Annotated in this window: 18 protein-coding genes; 12 read left to right on the forward strand and 6 right to left on the reverse strand. The window is 75.4% G+C overall.

The genetic code is table 11. The features are described from left to right. The first annotated feature begins 53 nt into the window (after positions 1 to 53). Positions 54 to 800, forward strand: a complete 747-nt coding sequence (locus tag ACQP12_RS02005; protein ID WP_433284572.1) for an oxidoreductase — start codon at positions 54 to 56, stop codon at positions 798 to 800. Positions 801 to 860: 60 nt separating this feature from the next. Here the strand turns inward: ACQP12_RS02005 and ACQP12_RS02010 are convergent, their stop codons facing one another. Further along, positions 861 to 1,667, reverse strand: coding sequence for an HAD family hydrolase (locus ACQP12_RS02010; RefSeq protein WP_357940204.1), 807 nt, complete (start codon positions 1,665 to 1,667; stop codon positions 861 to 863). 356 nt (positions 1,668 to 2,023) lie between these two features. Continuing rightward, entirely contained in the window at positions 2,024 to 2,641 is a 618-nt protein-coding gene (locus tag ACQP12_RS02015) for a DUF6518 family protein (protein WP_433284574.1), read from the reverse strand. 134 nt (positions 2,642 to 2,775) lie between these two features. On the opposite strand from ACQP12_RS02015, the gene ACQP12_RS02020 reads away from it, so the two are divergent. After that, positions 2,776 to 3,396 carry an RNA polymerase sigma factor gene (locus ACQP12_RS02020; protein ID WP_433284576.1) on the forward strand — a complete coding sequence of 207 codons (621 nt, stop codon included), beginning with the start codon at positions 2,776 to 2,778 and terminating at the stop codon, positions 3,394 to 3,396. Beyond that, positions 3,393 to 4,370, forward strand: a complete 978-nt coding sequence (locus ACQP12_RS02025) for a CU044_5270 family protein (RefSeq protein WP_433284578.1) — start codon at positions 3,393 to 3,395, stop codon at positions 4,368 to 4,370. The genes ACQP12_RS02020 and ACQP12_RS02025 overlap by 4 nt, the downstream gene beginning before the upstream one ends. 49 nt (positions 4,371 to 4,419) lie before the next feature. Here ACQP12_RS02025 and ACQP12_RS02030 read toward each other — a convergent pair whose 3' ends face one another. Continuing rightward, positions 4,420 to 5,307, reverse strand: coding sequence for a hypothetical protein (locus ACQP12_RS02030; protein WP_433284580.1), 888 nt, complete (start codon positions 5,305 to 5,307; stop codon positions 4,420 to 4,422). Between the two features lie 278 nt (positions 5,308 to 5,585). Here ACQP12_RS02030 and ssd point away from each other — a divergent pair, with 278 nt between their 5' ends. From ssd to ACQP12_RS02065, 7 genes are all read left to right on the forward strand, one after another. After that, positions 5,586 to 6,689: a septum site-determining protein Ssd gene (gene ssd, locus ACQP12_RS02035; protein WP_433284581.1), complete on the forward strand. Its 1,104-nt coding sequence runs from the start codon at positions 5,586 to 5,588 to the stop codon at positions 6,687 to 6,689. Further along, complete coding sequence (locus tag ACQP12_RS02040; protein ID WP_433284583.1) at positions 6,686 to 7,897, forward strand: TadA family conjugal transfer-associated ATPase; 1,212 nt, start codon at positions 6,686 to 6,688, stop codon at positions 7,895 to 7,897. The genes ssd and ACQP12_RS02040 overlap by 4 nt, the downstream gene beginning before the upstream one ends. Then, positions 7,894 to 8,880: a hypothetical protein gene (locus tag ACQP12_RS02045; protein ID WP_433284585.1), complete on the forward strand. Its 987-nt coding sequence runs from the start codon at positions 7,894 to 7,896 to the stop codon at positions 8,878 to 8,880. The genes ACQP12_RS02040 and ACQP12_RS02045 overlap by 4 nt, the downstream gene beginning before the upstream one ends. Next, positions 8,880 to 9,614 (forward strand): type II secretion system F family protein, encoded by a 735-nt coding sequence (locus ACQP12_RS02050; RefSeq protein ID WP_433284587.1) that lies wholly within the window; start codon positions 8,880 to 8,882, stop codon positions 9,612 to 9,614. Before ACQP12_RS02045 ends, ACQP12_RS02050 begins: the two co-directional genes overlap by 1 nt. 23 nt (positions 9,615 to 9,637) lie before the next feature. Then, positions 9,638 to 9,805, forward strand: a complete 168-nt coding sequence (locus ACQP12_RS02055) for a DUF4244 domain-containing protein (protein WP_013283643.1) — start codon at positions 9,638 to 9,640, stop codon at positions 9,803 to 9,805. 113 nt (positions 9,806 to 9,918) lie between these two features. Continuing rightward, complete coding sequence (locus ACQP12_RS02060) at positions 9,919 to 10,236, forward strand: TadE family type IV pilus minor pilin (protein WP_433289082.1); 318 nt, start codon at positions 9,919 to 9,921, stop codon at positions 10,234 to 10,236. 62 nt (positions 10,237 to 10,298) lie between these two features. Beyond that, a complete protein-coding gene (locus ACQP12_RS02065) occupies positions 10,299 to 10,667 on the forward strand; it encodes an Rv3654c family TadE-like protein (RefSeq protein ID WP_433289084.1) in 369 nt (122 codons plus the stop codon). Positions 10,668 to 10,867: 200 nt separating this feature from the next. Here ACQP12_RS02065 and ACQP12_RS02070 read toward each other — a convergent pair whose 3' ends face one another. From ACQP12_RS02070 to ACQP12_RS02080, 3 genes are all read right to left on the reverse strand, one after another. Further along, a complete protein-coding gene (locus ACQP12_RS02070) occupies positions 10,868 to 11,446 on the reverse strand; it encodes a hypothetical protein (RefSeq protein ID WP_212838366.1) in 579 nt (192 codons plus the stop codon). Positions 11,447 to 11,566: 120 nt separating this feature from the next. Next, a complete protein-coding gene (locus tag ACQP12_RS02075; protein ID WP_313723462.1) occupies positions 11,567 to 11,773 on the reverse strand; it encodes a hypothetical protein in 207 nt (68 codons plus the stop codon). 103 nt (positions 11,774 to 11,876) lie between these two features. After that, the gene (locus tag ACQP12_RS02080; RefSeq protein ID WP_433289085.1) at positions 11,877 to 14,294 is read right to left on the reverse strand and encodes a DEAD/DEAH box helicase; all 2,418 of its coding nucleotides are present in this window, start codon (positions 14,292 to 14,294) and stop codon (positions 11,877 to 11,879) included. A gap of 219 nt (positions 14,295 to 14,513) precedes the next feature. Here ACQP12_RS02080 and ACQP12_RS02085 point away from each other — a divergent pair, with 219 nt between their 5' ends. Both ACQP12_RS02085 and ACQP12_RS02090 read left to right on the forward strand, forming a co-directional pair. Beyond that, positions 14,514 to 14,870, forward strand: a complete 357-nt coding sequence (locus tag ACQP12_RS02085; protein WP_357940222.1) for an STAS domain-containing protein — start codon at positions 14,514 to 14,516, stop codon at positions 14,868 to 14,870. Further along, a complete protein-coding gene (locus tag ACQP12_RS02090) occupies positions 14,870 to 15,307 on the forward strand; it encodes an ATP-binding protein (RefSeq protein WP_357940224.1) in 438 nt (145 codons plus the stop codon). The genes ACQP12_RS02085 and ACQP12_RS02090 overlap by 1 nt, the downstream gene beginning before the upstream one ends. The last annotated feature ends 66 nt before the right edge of the window (positions 15,308 to 15,373 follow it).

The raw sequence follows: 15,373 nt of genomic DNA on the forward strand, positions 1-15,373 counted from the left end.
GCTTCCTGGCGGCTGGCGCTCCGGCGACGTACGGGGATCGCTAGCGTGGCGGGGTGACCACCGACCCGCTCGCCCCGCTGCTCGCGCTCGCCGACATCGCGCCCGCCGTCGAACGTGCCCGCGAGCGGGTCGACGAGGCCCACCGGCACCGCGCGCTGCGCCGCCAGGGCGGCCAGGTCGCCGCCGAGGTCAGCCTCCGCTCGGCCGTGGCCAGCGCCGCCCTGGAGGGCCGGGTGCACGAGCGCGAGGAGGTACGCGCGGGCACGGTCACCGATCCGCTGCTCCAGGGCGCGCTGCGGGTGGCCGGGGCGCTGCCCGGCCTCAGCGACCTCTGGCCGAAGGCGCCCCGCCAGGCCCTCGCCCGGCTGCACGTGCTCGCGGCCCGCGACGTCGTGGCCGAGGCGGAGCTGGGCCGCCCGGTGGCCGACCCCGTGGTGGCGGCCCGCCTCGACGGGCTGGCCGGGCTGGTGGCCGGAGGCACGAAGGTGCCGCCGCTCGTGCTGGCCGCCGTGGTGCACGGCGAGCTGCTCAACCTGCGCCCGTTCGCCGGGCCGTCCGGGGTGGTGGCGCGGGCCGCCGCCCGGCTCGTGCTGATCTCCACCGGGTTCGACCCGCGCGGGCTGGTCGCCGTTGACGTCGGCCACCGGGAGCGGGAGCCCGAGTACGTCGGCGCGGCCGGCGCCTTCGCCACCGGCACCCCGGACGGGCTGCGCTCCTGGCTGCGTCACTACATGGCGGCCGTGGAGGTCGGCGCGGAGCAGATCACGCTCATCGGCGACGAGATCCTCGCCGCGTCCTGATCCTTTTCGGCGTCCCCCCGGGCTGCCGCGGTCGCGCGGCGGGTGGTTCGCCCGGGACGGTCAGGCGGTCGGGGTGGCGGCGCGGGTGCGGCGGTGCCGTCCGTACCAGGCGATGCCGATGGCGACGCCCACGCCCACGCCGAGGGCCGCCGCGGCGACCGGCACGGCCGGGCGCTCCCGCAGCCGCCGGCCCAGCGGGATGGGGTGCCGGAACTCCAGCACCGGCCAGGAGTTCTCCACGGCCAGCTTGCGCAACGCCCGGTCGGGGTTGACCACCGTCGGGTGCCCCACGCACTCCAGCAACGGCCGGTCGCTGTACGAGTCGGAGTAGGCGTACGAGTCGGCGAGGTCGTAGCCACGTGCCAGGGCCAGCTCGCCGACGGCGTCGACCTTGCGCGGGCCCGCCGCGTAGAACTCGACCTCGCCGCTGTAGCGGCCGTCCGCCACCGCCATCCGGGTGGCGATCACGTCGGTCACCCCGAGCAGCTTGCCGATGGGGCGGACCATCTCCTCGCCCGAGGCGGAGACCAGCACCACGTCCCGCCCGGCGGCCTGGTGCTCCTCGATGAGGGCGGCGGCCTCGGCGTACACGTAGGGGTTGATCAGCTCGTGCAGCGTCTCCGCGACGATCTGGCGGACCTGCTCCACCGGCCAGCCCTTGCAGAGCGTGGCGAGGTAGTCCCGGGTGCGGGCCATGGTCTGCTCGTCGGTGCCGCCCAGCCGGAACATCAGCTGCGCGTACGCCGACTTGACCACGTCACGGCGCGTGATCAGCCCGTCCCGGTAGAACGGCCGACCGAACGCCAGTGCGCTCGACTTGGCGATGACGGTCTTGTCGAGATCGAAGAAAGCGGCACTCCGGCCCACGGCGCGAAAGTCTAGCCGGACGGGGCACGATCGTCGGGTCCCTGGGCCCTCCGGGACCGGACCGATCGGGGTCCGCCACTCCTCTGAGTGACGGCGGTCACACACTCGTACCACGAATTAGCGTTGCGTGGAGTGGACACCACTCGACGTATAAGGGTCCATTGCGGCATGCTTGTGCTCGCGACGAGAGTTCACTTCCCGTCGATCACAGAGGCTCTCGGCGGTTGCACCCCCCGTGACCGCTGAGTGGGTTCGGCTCGACCCCCCCGGAGCCGAACCTCACGACGACCCCCGTCTCCCCCCGACGGGGGTCGTCCCTTTCCCGGGGTGATCCGGACCGGACTCGGAGAACCGGCTCAGAGGCCGGCGGCCACCGCGAATCCGAGGAAGATGACGGCGGCGAGGGGCAGGGCGACCGCCAACGCGAGCGCCCGCTGCTGGTTCGACCGGCCGACCAGCACGACGGCCAGGACACCGAGCGCGACGTCGATCGCGACGTTCCAGCCCGCGCCCGGTGGCCGGCCGGGGTCGCCGATCCTGCCCGCGAACCGCGTGGCCTCCTCGAAGAAGACGGCGGCCGGCAGCGCGGTCCCGACGACCTGCCACGCGCCCTCCCGGCGCGCCCAGGTGCCGCCGACGCCGAAGACCACCCCGGCGAGAACGCCGAAGGCCATCCAGAGCAGCGACGTCGGCGCCCACACCACGGCCAGGTCGTCGCCCTGGAGGAGTGTCGCCGTGAGGTAGTAGCTGGGCACCGCCACGACGAGCAGGGCGGTGGCGCCGAGCGCCGCGCGCACCGGGCCCGATCGGACCAGGTAACCGAAGGCGAAGGCCGCGACGGCCCAGGTGGCGGTGGAGTTGCCGAGCTCGGCGAAGGGGTACGGGACCCACTTGATCCACACGAAGTCGAGGGAGCCGAGCAGGAGGCCGCCCAGCACGGCGGTGAGCGCCACCGCCCGATGATCAGTGCGCACGGCGCGAAGCATACTCAGTATGCGGTTCCGCTCGGGCGTGACCTGACTCCCACCGCGAACACTCCCGCCGCCATCGGCGAAGTAGGGATGAGCCCTCGGCCGTGCGGGAGGGATGCGGACCAGAAGGAGAGTTCATGGGTGTGGTGACACGAGACGTGTGCACCGCCGCCGAGGAGACCGACGCGGAGATCATCCGCCGGATGCACGGGGATCCGGCGGTGTTCGACGCCATCTTCGAGCGCTACTACCCGGCGATCCACGGCTATGCCAGCCGGCGACTGGGCCGGGACCTGGCCGACGACGTGGCGGCGGAGACGTTCCTGGTGGCCTTCGACCACTGGCGGCGGTACGACACCACGCAACGGAGCGCCCGGCCCTGGTTGTTCGGCATCGCGTCGAACCTCATCGCCGGGCATCAGCGGGCGGAGGCGCGGCGGTACCGGGCGCTTGCCCGGGCCGAGCACACCGACAGCGCCGACCGGGACAGCCACGACGGGCCGGCCGACCAGGTGGCCGTCCGGCTGGACGCCCAGGCCGTGCGGGGACGGCTGGCCGCGGCGCTGGAGGGGATCGCACCGGCCGACCGGGAGGTGGTGCTGCTGGTCGCCTGGGCGGACCTGACCTGCGAAGAGGTCGCCCGCGCGCTGGAGATTCCCGCCGGCACGGTCCGATCCCGGCTGCACCGGGCGCGCACGAGACTGCGGGCGGCGCTGGGTGGCGCCGACCCGACGGCAACGGGAGAGGATTCCGAGTGATCGACGACATCACCGCGCTGCGGGAAAGTTGGAGCGAGGTCGAGCCGCCCTCTCCGGGCGCTCAGGACCGGGCCCGGGCGGCGCTGCTGGCCCGGATCACCGAACGCCAGGCCACCGTACCGAGCCGGCCGGAGCGGCACGGCCGGCGCCTGCCGGCCTGGACCTGGCGGTCCGGTCTCGCCGCTCTCGGAGCGGCCGCCCTGGTCGCCGGGGTGGTCGCGGTCGGCGGCCTCGGTCCGGCGACTTCGCCGGCCCGCCCGGCGCCGTACGTGGCGAGCGGGCCGGTCGCGCAGACCTTCGAACTGGCCGCCGTGCACGCCGAGACCGAACCGTTCACGCCACCGCGTCTGGACCAGTGGACCTACGTCGAGCTGAGGATGGTCCGCGGCAAGATCGCCCAGGACAAGGGCCAGGCCACCCGCGAGACCACGCGGTCGTGGCAGCGGGCCGACGGGCGACAGAGCGCCGACCTGGTCGACGGCAGGCTGCAGGTCCTCCCGGAGAGCGCCGACCTGCCGCAGGTCATGCCGCCGCAGGACTACCCGACGCTGGCCGGGCTGCCCACCGATCCGCGGGCGCTGCTCGACTGGCTGCGCGCCCGGAGCTTCTCCGACCGGGACGGCGACGCCGTCTCGTACGTCCTGATCGAGTCGATGCTGCGGGACAACGTGCTGCCGCCCGGCGTGAAGGCGACCCTGCTGCGGGCCCTGGCCCTGATCCCGGGCGTCACCCGGTCCAGCGAGCCGGTCGACTTCGACGGCCGCCCGGCGATCGCGATGGGGATGGTGCAGGACGGCTGGCGGCAGGAGGACATCCTGCTCGACCCGACCACCCACGAGTTCCTCGGCAGCCGGACCGTCGTGGTCAAGGACCACACGACACCCGAGGGGGTCAGCCTGAAGAAGGGCGACGTCGAGGTCGAGCTGATCCGCGTCGCCGGCAGGATCGTGGACGCGCCGGGACGCACCAACTGACCGCGGGCGGCCGGACCGGGATGGTCCGGCCGCCCGCGTCACCGGCAGTTCAGGACTTGGCCAGGTTGACGATCGACGTGTCGTGGACCGAGACGTACTGCTGGTACTCGCTGTCGTAGCCGGTCGCCTCGGTGCTGACCTCCGCGGCGCCCTTGCCGAAGGGGGTGCTGCCGTTGGGGGTGGCCGAGGCCGTCCACGGCACGGCGGCACCCGGGGTGCAGGTGACCAGGGCGGAGAAGTTGCCCCGGACCAGCACCTTCTTGACCACCTGGTCGACCACGCCGGTCATCGTCACCGAGGTCGGCTGGTTGCAGGTCACCGTGCCGTGCACGACCGCCTTGCCGCTGATCGTGCTGGCCGTGCCGTTCGTGGCGACGTCGAGCTCCAGGTCGAGCGGCGCGGGCGCCGGCGGGTTGGCGATGTGCACCTCACCCCGGGCCGCGGCCTCGCCGCCCTCGCAGTGCTGCTCGAAGGTGGCGTCGAACGTCTGCACGTAGCCGTTCGGGCCGAACACCGCGTTGAGGACCGTGAAGGTGCCGGTCAGCTCGTTGCAGCCGCGCCCGTTGCCGTCCAGGCTGAGGCCGGGACCGGCGCCGTTGAACGGGTAGCGGGTCGCGTTGTCGTAGGTGCCCGGCGTCAGCGGCTGGCTGCCCGGGGCGTCGAAGTCGAGATACCACCAGTCGCCGTTGTAGCCGTTGACGTTGACCGACACGTGGCTGCTGTCGGTCGACGCGGCGGTCGTGAGCTGGTCGCCGTTGCCGGTGGAGTACGCGTACGACCCGCCGCCGGTGATGTAGTCACCGGGGTCACCGCTGAAGGAGACCGAGCCGGACTGCACAGTCTGTGCCTGGACCGGCGCGGCGGCGACGAGCCCGCCCAGCGCCCCCGTGATTGACAGGCCGGCCGCGAGGGCCGCCCTCCGCCAGGTTCTCTGCATCCCCGTTCCTCTCTGTGGTCGGACGGCCGGGCGTCCATCGCCCGAACATTGCCGTCAGTCAATTACCGCGAGAACGATCGACGTCGTTACATCGCGCGGACGAACCGGTGCATTGAGGACGGTGGTGAGCGACCTCGCCATAGCAGATCGACCCCGCGGCCGAGGGCCGTCCACAGCGGTCGTCGCTGTCCACAGGAACGTGGTGCCGGGTGTCTGCCCGCCGGATCCGGCGACAGGCTGCTCCGCGGCACGTCCGAGTCCGACCGCTGGAGGCCGCCATGCCGCCCCGTACCCCGCTGCCGCCGTACCGGCGGCTGCCCCTGCTCGTCACCGCCGACGGCGACCTCCTCGACGAGCTGCTGCGGCTCGCCGCGGCGGGCGGCACCGAGGTCGAGCTGGCCGCCGATCCCGCCGCCGCGCGGGCCCGCTGGACGCCGGCGCCGCTGGTGCTGGTCGGCGCCGACCAGGCACAGGCCTGCCTGCGGGCCCGGCTGCCCCGCCGGTCCCGCACGGTCCTGGTCGGTCGCTCCGGCCAGCTCGATCCGGGTACGCAGCTCGCCGAGCTGATCGGCGCCGAGCACGTCGCCACCCTGCCCGCCGCCGAGCCGTGGCTGGTCGACCGGTTCGCCGAATGCGCGGGCGAGCCCCCGGGCGCCGGCCCGTCCCGGGTCGTGGCGGTGCTCGGCGGGCGGGGCGGCGCCGGGGCCAGCGTGCTGGCCGGGGGCCTCGCCGTCACCGCGGCCCGCGCCCGGTTGCGCACCCTCCTGGTGGACGCCGACCCGCTCGGCGGCGGCCTCGACCTCGTCCTCGGCTGGGAGCAGCTCGAAGGGCTGCGCTGGCCCGGGCTCACCGGCACCGACGGCCGGGTGGACCCGCCGTCGCTGGTCCGGGCCCTGCCCAGCCGGGGCGACCTGGTGGTGCTCTCCTGGGACCGCGGCGCACTGCGGCACCTGCCGGCCGAGGCGATGGCCGCCACCGTCGACGCCGCCCGCCGGGGCCGGGACATGGTCGTCCTCGACCTGCCCCGGCACCTGGACGACGCCGCCGTGGTCGCCCTCCAGGCGGCCGACCGAGCGCTGATCGTCGTGCCCGCCGAGCTGCGGGCCACCGCCGCCGCGGCCCGGGTGGTCGCCGTGGCCGCCCCGCACTGCGCCGACCTGGCGGTGATCGTGCGAGGCCCCGCCCCGGGACGGCTCAAGGCCAGCGAGGTGGCCCGCGCGCTCGGGTTGCCGCTCGCCGGCACGCTCCGACCCGAGCCGGGGCTCTGCCGGGGGCTGGAGCGGGGCGAGGCGCCGGCCGCCAGCGGGAAGGGTCCCCTGGCCGTGCTCTGCCAGCGACTCCTCGACGAGCTGACCGGCATGCCCACGGCGGGTGCGGCATGAGTGGCCCGGCCGACTCCGAGGACCTGGCCGTCCGCGTCCGGCACCGGTTCGCCGCCGAGGCCACGCCCGTCACGCCCGCGGCCATCGTCTCCGCCGTACGCGCCGAGCCGGACGCCGCGGTGCTCGGCGACACCGCCCTGCTCCGGATCGCCGACCGGGTCCACCACGACCTCGTCGGCGCCGGGCCACTCGCACCGCTGCTGGCCGACCCGCAGGTGACCGACGTGCTGGTGAACGGCACCCGGGTCTGGGTCGACCGGGGGCGGGGGCTGCACCAGGTGGCCGTGCCGCTCGGCACGGTCGACGACGTGCGTCGGTTGGCCCAGCGCCTCACCGCGGCAGCCGGGCGCCGGCTGGACGACGCCTCCCCGTACGCCGACGCCCGGCTGCCCGACGGCACCCGCCTGCACGCCGTGCTGCCACCGGTGGCGACCGACGGGCCCTACCTGTCGCTCCGCACCTTCCGGCAACGGCCGTTCACGCTCGACGAGCTCGTCCGGCAGGGCACCGTGCCCCGGCCGGTCGCCCCGCTGCTCGCCGCCGTGGTGGCCGCCCGCCTGGCCTACCTGGTGACCGGCGGCACCGGCTCCGGCAAGACAACCCTGCTCAACACGCTGCTCGGGCTGGTGCCGGGGACCGAGCGGATCGTGCTGGTGGAGGACGCGGCCGAGCTGCGGCCCGTGCACCCGCACGTGATCGGCCTCCAGGCGCGGACGTCGAACGTGGAGGGAGTCGGGGCGGTCGGGCTCAGTGACCTGGTCCGGCAGGCGCTGCGGATGCGGCCGGACCGGCTGGTGGTGGGCGAGTGCCGGGGTGCCGAGGTGGTCGACCTGCTCGCCGCGTTGAACACCGGCCACGACGGCGGAGCCGGGACGTTGCACGCCAACGCCCCGGCGGACGTGCCGGCCCGGCTGGAGGCGCTCGGGATGCTCGGTGGCCTGCCCCGGGCCGCACTGCACGCCCAGGTCACCGCCGCGCTCCAGGTCCTCCTTCAGGTCCGGCGGACCACGGAGGGTCGGGTGCTGGAGTCGGTCGGCCTGCTCCTCCCCGAGGGACCCGAGCGGGTGGTCACCGTGGTCCCCGCCTGGATACGCGGGCGCGGGCTCGGCCTGGCCGCCCGACCGCTCGGTGCCCTGCTCCGTGAGCGGGGCGTGACAGTGCCGCCGATCCTCTGCGCGGCGTGGCCCGGCTCGGCGGGTCCGTCGTGACCGGGCAGGTGTGGCTGGTGGCCGTGCTCCTGGCCGGTGCCGCGGCGACGATCGCCTGGCCGTTACGCGCCAGCCGGGTCCGGCAGCACGCCGTCCTCGACCTGGCGGGCCGCCGCGCTCCGGGCGACCCTGGGTCGGTGTGCGCCCGCCCAGGCGCGGGGCCCGGACCGGCGGTGCGGACACCCCACTCCGGCGTTCCCCACCGGCCCGACACCGGCTTCCCCACCAGGGACACCCGCCCGGCCCCGCTCGGACGTCCCGCCGAGCGTCCCCTTCCGGGCCGGCCCCCCGGGCGGCGCGACCCGACGCGCCCGACCACCGGACCCGCCCCGACCGATCGCGCGCGCCGGCCCCGGATGGGCGCCGCTCTCGTCCCTACCTCCGCTCGTGGCCGGTTGTCCGGGCGAACCGCCCTGCCGGCGGGGGCCGTGGTCGGCGCCGGGGCCGGTGCGCTGCTCGGCGGCCCGGTGGCCGCGCTGGTCCTGGCCGCCTACGGCGCGCTCGCCGCCCGGGCGGTGCTGCGCCGGCAGGCCCGCCGGGCGGTCGAGCTGGCCCACCGCCGCGACCTGGACCAGATCGGCGCACTCGCCGCCGACCTGCGGGCCGGGCTGCCGGCCGGCGACGCGATCGGCGACGGCCCGGGGCGCGTCGTCCGGTTGGCACGAGCCGCCGTACGACTGGCCGACCGCACCGGGGCGCCCCTGGCGGAGCTGTTGGAACGGGTCGAGGCCGACGCCCGGGTGGCGGACCGGGGCCTGGCCGCGGCAGCCGCGCAGGCGGCCGGCGCACGGGCGACCGCCTGGCTGCTCGCCGCGCTACCGCTCGGCGGGATCGGGCTCGGGTACGCCATCGGCGTCGACCCGGTGGCCGTGCTCCTGCACACCCCCGTCGGCGGCGGGAGCGCCCTCGCGGCCGTGGCGCTGCAGATCGGCGGGCTGCTCTGGGCGGAACGCCTCGGCACGGCACCCGGGCGGGCCGACTGATGTCGCGGCAGGCGGTGGCGGCGGCCTGCCTGGGCGCGGCGGCGTTGCTCCTGGTCGCGTCCGGGTCGGCCGTCCGTCCGGCTCGACGGCTGCGCCTCCTCGCGCTCACCCGGCGGGCGGAGCGGAGCCGACCGGCCTGGTGGCCGGACCGCATCCGGCTCGGCGCCGGCCTGGCGGGCGTGGCGGCACTGGTCGTGGTGGGCGGCTGGCCCGGTGTGCTCGTCGGGGCGCTGGCCGTGGTGGCCGCCGACCGCCTGCTGCGCCGGATCGAGCCACGGGCGGTCCGGGACCGCCGGCTCCGGGAGACCGCCGACCTCCCCCTCGCCGCCGACCTGCTGGCCGCCGCGCTCCGGGCCGGCGCGCCGGTGGACCGCTCGGTGCTGGCGGTGGCCGAGGCGCTCGGTGGGCCGCTCGCCGACCGGCTCGGCCGGGTCGGGCGGACGCTGGAACTCGGCGGCACGGCGGCGGAGGCGTGGGACCACCTGCGACCCGTGCCCGGGGCGGAGCGCCTGGTGACCGGCGCGGTCCGGTCATCGAGGAGCGGCGCGGCGCTGGCCGGCGCACTCACCCGACTCGCCGACGACCTGCGGTCCGACCGCTCGACCACGGCCGAGGCGGCCGCCCGCCGGGCCGGCGTGCTCATCGTGCTGCCGCTCGGGCTGTGTTTCCTGCCCGCCTTCATTCTCGCCGGTCTGGTGCCGGTGATCGTCGCCGTCCTCGGCGACGTGCTGTGAACCCCTGAGAAAGGAAGTACGCCATGCGCAAACTCCTCACCCGCCTGCGCGGCGACGCCGGAATGAACACGGCCGAGTACGCCGTCGGCACCCTCGCGGCGGTCGCCTTCGCCGGGATCCTGCTGAAGGTGCTCACCTCCGGCAACGTGCAGTCCGCGCTCACCGCCGTCATCGACCGGGCCTTGAAGTGACCGGTCGCCGGTGGGCCGGCCGCCGACCCGGCTCCGACCCGGATTCGCCGTCGACCTGGGCCGGCAGCGGCCGATCGTGGGGTGCGCGGGAGCGGGGTTCGTTCACGGCCGAGTTGGCGGCCGGCCTGCCGGCGCTGATGCTCCTCCTCTTCACCGGTCTCACCGCGGTCGACGCGGTCACCACGCGGGCCGGCTGCCTCGACGCGGCCCGCGAGGCGGCGCTTGCCGCCGCCCGGGGCGAGCCGGGGTCGACGGCCGGCTCCCGGTACGCGCCGGCCGGAGCGGACATCTCGGTGACGGTGGCCGGCGACCGGGTCACCGTGACCGTCCGGGCGCCGGTCCGGAGCCTGGGTGCGCGGCTGCCCGGGCTCACCGTGACGGGCACCGCGGTCGCCGCCGTCGAACCCGGCGCCCCCGGACCGCGACCGTGACGGTGCGCGGCGGGATCCGCCCGGCCGGTCAGGGGAACTGGTCGGCGGGCCGGGCGGCGGGGGTGGTCAACGGGCCGCCGGACCCGGGCGGCGACCGGGGTGGGGCGACCGTGTGCCTGCTCGCCGTGGGGTTGGTGCTCGTGCTGGTCGGGCTCTTCGGCGCGGGGCTCGGCGCGGCCCGGTGCGCACGCCACCAGGCCCGGAACGCCGCCGACTTCGGGGCGCTCGCGGGTGCCGGCCGGGCAATGGAAGGTGCCGAGGCGGCCTGTGGACGGGCCGCCGACCTGGCCGCGGCCAACGGCGGCCGGCTCACGGCCTGCCGGCTCGACGGCCTCGACGTCGTGGTCACCGCGGAGGTGAGGGTCGCCCCGCTGCCCTGGCTCGCCCGCGCGGCGACCGCCACCTCCCGGGCCGGCCCGCCCCGAGGCTGACCGCCCGCGGCGGTCCCGGAGCGGAAGCTCACCGCCGCGACGGCCACGGCGGGTGCCGGAGCGGAAGCTCACCGCTCCGACGGCCACGGCCGGTTGTCGGAGCGGAAGCTCAAGGCCCCGGCGGCCACGGCCGGTGTCGGAGCGGCAGCTCGCCGCCCCGACCGGCCGGGCCGTTCAGGTACGGCGGCCGAGGCGGCGCGTCAGCGGGACTGGAGGGCGTCCAGGCCGACCGCCATGGCGATCACGAGTCGCCGGTCGATCTGCGGGTGGTGGATGTCGACCACGTACCGGTCGCGCAGGCCCCACTTCTTGTCGACCGAGAACACCGGCTGGCCGTTGGCCACGAAGTCGAAGTGGTAGGGCAGCCAGGAGAGCGAGTCGACGAAGCGGCGCAGCAGGGCCACCGGGAGGCTCCGCTCCTGGCCGGTCATCTGCGGCAGGCCGGCCTGCTCGACGTGCCAGGTGGAGCGCAGCAGCGACTGGGCGAAGTCCTTGCGGAACAGGCCGATGGGGGTGCCCGCGTGGTCGGTCACGTCGTACGTGGCGCCGAGGTCGAGGCGCTGCCGGGCCTTGAAGCCGAGCAGGGGGTACTGCTTGGAGTCGTCGGTGTAGATGGTCACCTGCTCCTTGAAGGCGAGCCGCTTCTGCTGCGCGAACGCGAGCAGCCCACCTTCCGAGCCGTCCGGTGCCACCGAGTGGACCTCGTACTGGTTGACCATCATCCGGATCCGCTGCCGGACGATGAACCGCTGCTGGGCCTGCAAGCTGTCGAGCTGCATCTGGTCTCCTTGAAGAGGTGAACGCCGGAGTCTCGCACAACCCGGCCGTCACCGTCCGCCCGCGACGGGCACGTTCCGGACCGTGCTCCGATCGACCGCCGTCCACGCGCCGCCCGACGGTCAGCGGCCGCCGTCGACCGTCGCCTTCATGGCCCAGGCGTTGAGCACCTGGTGGATGCCGCGCAGGCGCTCGTTGATCTGTTCCAGGCGTTCCGCCTGGGCCAGGTTGGCCAGCGCGACGCCCAGCGCGATCTGCTGGTCGGGGGTGAGGTTCTCCTGGTCGATCGTGTAGAGCAGGTCGACGGTCTCGGCGATCGTGTCGGCCATGGCCGCACCTCCGGCGGGAAGAATCTCGGGGATATGGAAGCGCTCCCATGCATTAATGCCCCGATGTGGCGCCACTCATGCGTCCGTCCCACGAACCAGGAGATCAGTCCGTGGCCCGCCCCTCCTGCCGGGGCAGCACCGCCCCTCGCCGGCCCTCGGCCGCCGCCAGGTTGGCGAGGACCACGTCGAGGACCTTGACCGCGCCGGGCTTGGAGAGCGGGTTGTTCCCGTTGCCGCACTTCGGGGACTGCACGCAGGACGGGCACCCCGACTCGCAGCCGCACTCGGCGATCGCGTCCCGGGTGGCGCGCAGCCAGGCGGCCGCCGTCCCGTACGCCCGCTCGGCGAAACCCGCCCCGCCCGGGTGGCCGTCGTAGACGAAGACGGTGGGCGCCTCGGTGTCCGGGTGCAGGGCGGTGGAGAGCCCGCCGATGTCCCACCGGTCGCAGGTCGCCATGAGCGGCAGCAGGCCGATCGCGGCGTGCTCGGCGGCGTGCAGGGCGCCCGGGATGTCCGCCGCCTCGACGCCGGCAAGAGCCAGCGACTCCGGCGAGAGCGTGAACCAGACCGCGACCGTGCGCAGCTCGCGCGCCGGCAGGTCGAGCGGCCGGGTGTCGATCACCTCGCCGGAGGCGATCCGCCGCCGCTGGTACGACACCACCTGGCTGGTCACGTCCACCTCGCCGAGGAAGAGCCCGACCGGCCCGGCGTCCACGTACGAGCGGACGGATACCACCGACAGTGAGGTGACGTCCCGGGCGTGGGTGGACCAGTCCGGCTCCTCGGCGTGCACCAGCGCGCAACCGTCGGCCAGGTCGAGCGAGTCGACCACGTACGAGACGCCCTGGTGCAGGTAGACCGCGCCGGAGTGGAGCAGGAAGTGCGAGGACCCGCCGTCGACGGTGCCGAGCAGGCGGCCGGTGGACTCCTCCACCACGCAGACCGGCGCCCCGCCCTCGCCGCGCAGGTCGACCTCGGGGCGTTCGCGGTGCCGCCAGTACCAGCCGGTGGGCCGCTGCCGCAGCGCCCCCGCCTCGACCAGCGAGTCGACCGCCTCCTTCGCGCCCTCGCCGAAGAGTTCCAGGTCGGCGGGGGTGAGCGGGGCCTCGTGCGCGGCGCAGGCGAGCTGGGGCGCGAGCACGTACGGGTTGGCCGGGTCGAGCACGGTCGCCTCGACGGGCCGCCCGAACAGCGCCTCGGGGTGGTGCACCAGGTAGGTGTCGAGCGGGTCGTCCCGGGCCACCAGCACCGCGAGGGCCTCGTCGCCGGAGCGGCCGGCCCGGCCGGCCTGCTGCCAGAGCGAGGCGCGGGTGCCCGGCCAGCCGCAGATCAGCACGGCGTCCAGCCCGACGAGGTCGACGCCGAGTTCCAGGGCGTTGGTGGAGGCGAGCCCGAGCAGGTCGCCGGTGAGCAGCGCGCGTTCCAGCTCGCGGCGCTCCTCGCGCAGGTAGCCGGCGCGGTAGGCGGCCACCCGGTCGCCGAGCCCGGACACCGCCTCGTCGAGCGCCCGCCGGGCGTTCGCGGCGACCACCTCGGCGCCGCGCCGGGACCGGACGAAGGCGAGCGTGCGTACCCCCTCGATCACGCTGTCGGTCAGCAGGTCGGCGGTCTCCCGCAGCGCCGAGCGGCGGACCTGGAGCAGGTCGGCGTCGGGGGAGGCGGCGTCGGAGGAGGGCAGCAGCGGCGGTTCCCAGAGCGCGAAGGTCACCCCGCCGCGCGGCGAGGTGTCCTCGGTGACGGCCGCGACGGGCAGGCCGGTGAGCCGGCCGGCCGCCGTCGCCGGGTCGCCCGACGTGGCCGAGGCCAGCACGAAGACGGGGGTACGCCCGTAGCGCGCGCATTGCCGCCGCAGCCGCCGGAGCACGTGCGCTACGTGCGAGCCGAACACGCCCCGGTAGGTGTGGCACTCGTCGACCACCACGTATGCGAGCCGGCGCAGGAAGCCCGACCAGTGCGCGTGCCCGGGCAGGATGCCGTGGTGCAGCATGTCGGGGTTGGTCAGCACGAACCGGGAGTGCCGGCGGATCCACTCCCGCTCGGTGCGCGGGGTGTCCCCGTCGTAGGTGGCGGGGCGTACCCCCTCCAGTTCCAGGCCGGCGACGGCGCGGAGCTGGTCGGCGGCGAGCGCCTTGGTCGGGGCCAGGTAGAGCACCGTGGCGCGCGGGTCGGCCAGCAGGGTGCCCAGCGCCGGCAGCTGGTACGCCAGCGACTTGCCGGACGCCGTCCCGGTGGCCACCACGACGTGCTTCCCCGCGTACGCCAGCTCGGCGGCCTCGGCCTGGTGCCGCCACGGGGCGACCACGCCGCGCCGCGCGAACGCCGCCCGGAGCTCGTCGGGGGCCCAGTCCGGCCAGGGCGCCGGCTCGCCGGCCCGGGCGGGCACCCGCTCGACGTGGGTGACCGGGTCGGTGGCGTGCCGCAGGCGCAGCCGGCGGAGCAGCTCACCCGGCGACCGCCCGGGGCCACTTCCCGCCGACCCGGTGGCCGCTGACGACTGCTTCAGGTCGTCGCGCGGCGACAGACGCGCCGAGCCGAAGCTGTCGGTCGACTGCTTCAGGTCGTCGCGCGGCGGTAGACGCGCCGAGCTGAAGCTGTCGGTAGACACGTCCTGCACTCTCGCACTGGTGTTCGGAATTGGAAACCCGGGGGCGGGGGTATGGGGAAGCCTGCGCCGGTGACCCGCAGGGGGCCGCGCGGGGGGATGGTTAGATGCCCAGAAGAGCTTACCGAGGAGGGACCGATGGAGCTGTCGCTGGCGACCCGCACCGTGGGGGAGCACACGGTGCTCGAGGTCGGCGGTGAGGTGGACGTCTACACCGCGCCGCGCCTGCGGGAACGGCTCCTGGAGTTGATCGACGGCGGCGCCCGCCGGGTCGTGGTGGACCTGGGGCGGGTGGACTTCCTCGACTCGACCGGCCTCGGCGTACTGGTCGGCGCGCTCAAGCGGCTCCGCTCGGCCGGCGGTTCCTTCGCGCTGGTCTGCGACAAGGAGCCGCTGCTCAAGATCTTCCGCATCACGGCCCTGGACCAGGTCTTCCCGTTGCATCCCACGGTCGACGCGGCGATCAACGCCGACGCGACCGGCGCCGGCGCGTGATGGCGACCGTCAAGCTCTCGTTCTCCCCGGCTCCGGTGCACGTCCGCACCGCCCGCCTGGTCGGCGTGGCGGTGGCCCGCCGGGCCGGGGTACGCGAGGACCTGCTCGACGAGGTGCGCCTGGCCATCGGCGAGGCGTGCACCCGGGCGGTCGCGCTGCACCGGCAGTACGGGCTGCCCGACCCGGTCTACGTGGAGATGTCCGACAGCGGGGCCTACACGGTGCGGGTGGTGGACCGCGCCCCGATCGAGGCGAGCATCGGCCTCGCCGCGCTGCCCCCGGACGAGCTGGCCAAGGAGTCGCTCAGCGAGGACGCGCTGACCACCGGCGTGGGGTTCGCCCTGCTGGCCGGCTTCGTCGAGGACCTCCAGGTCCGCCCGGTCGACGAGGGCGTCGGCACCGAGGTCCGGATGGTCTGGCCGGTCGGCCGCCCCTGACCCTGTCCTGTCCGCAGGCCGCGTTCCCCTCGGGGGACGCGGCCTCGTCGTGCTGCCCGGTGCTTA

The sequence above is a fragment of the Micromonospora sp. CA-244673 genome (genome assembly GCF_050948395.1).
In the GTDB taxonomy this organism is placed as follows: domain Bacteria; phylum Actinomycetota; class Actinomycetes; order Mycobacteriales; family Micromonosporaceae; genus Micromonospora.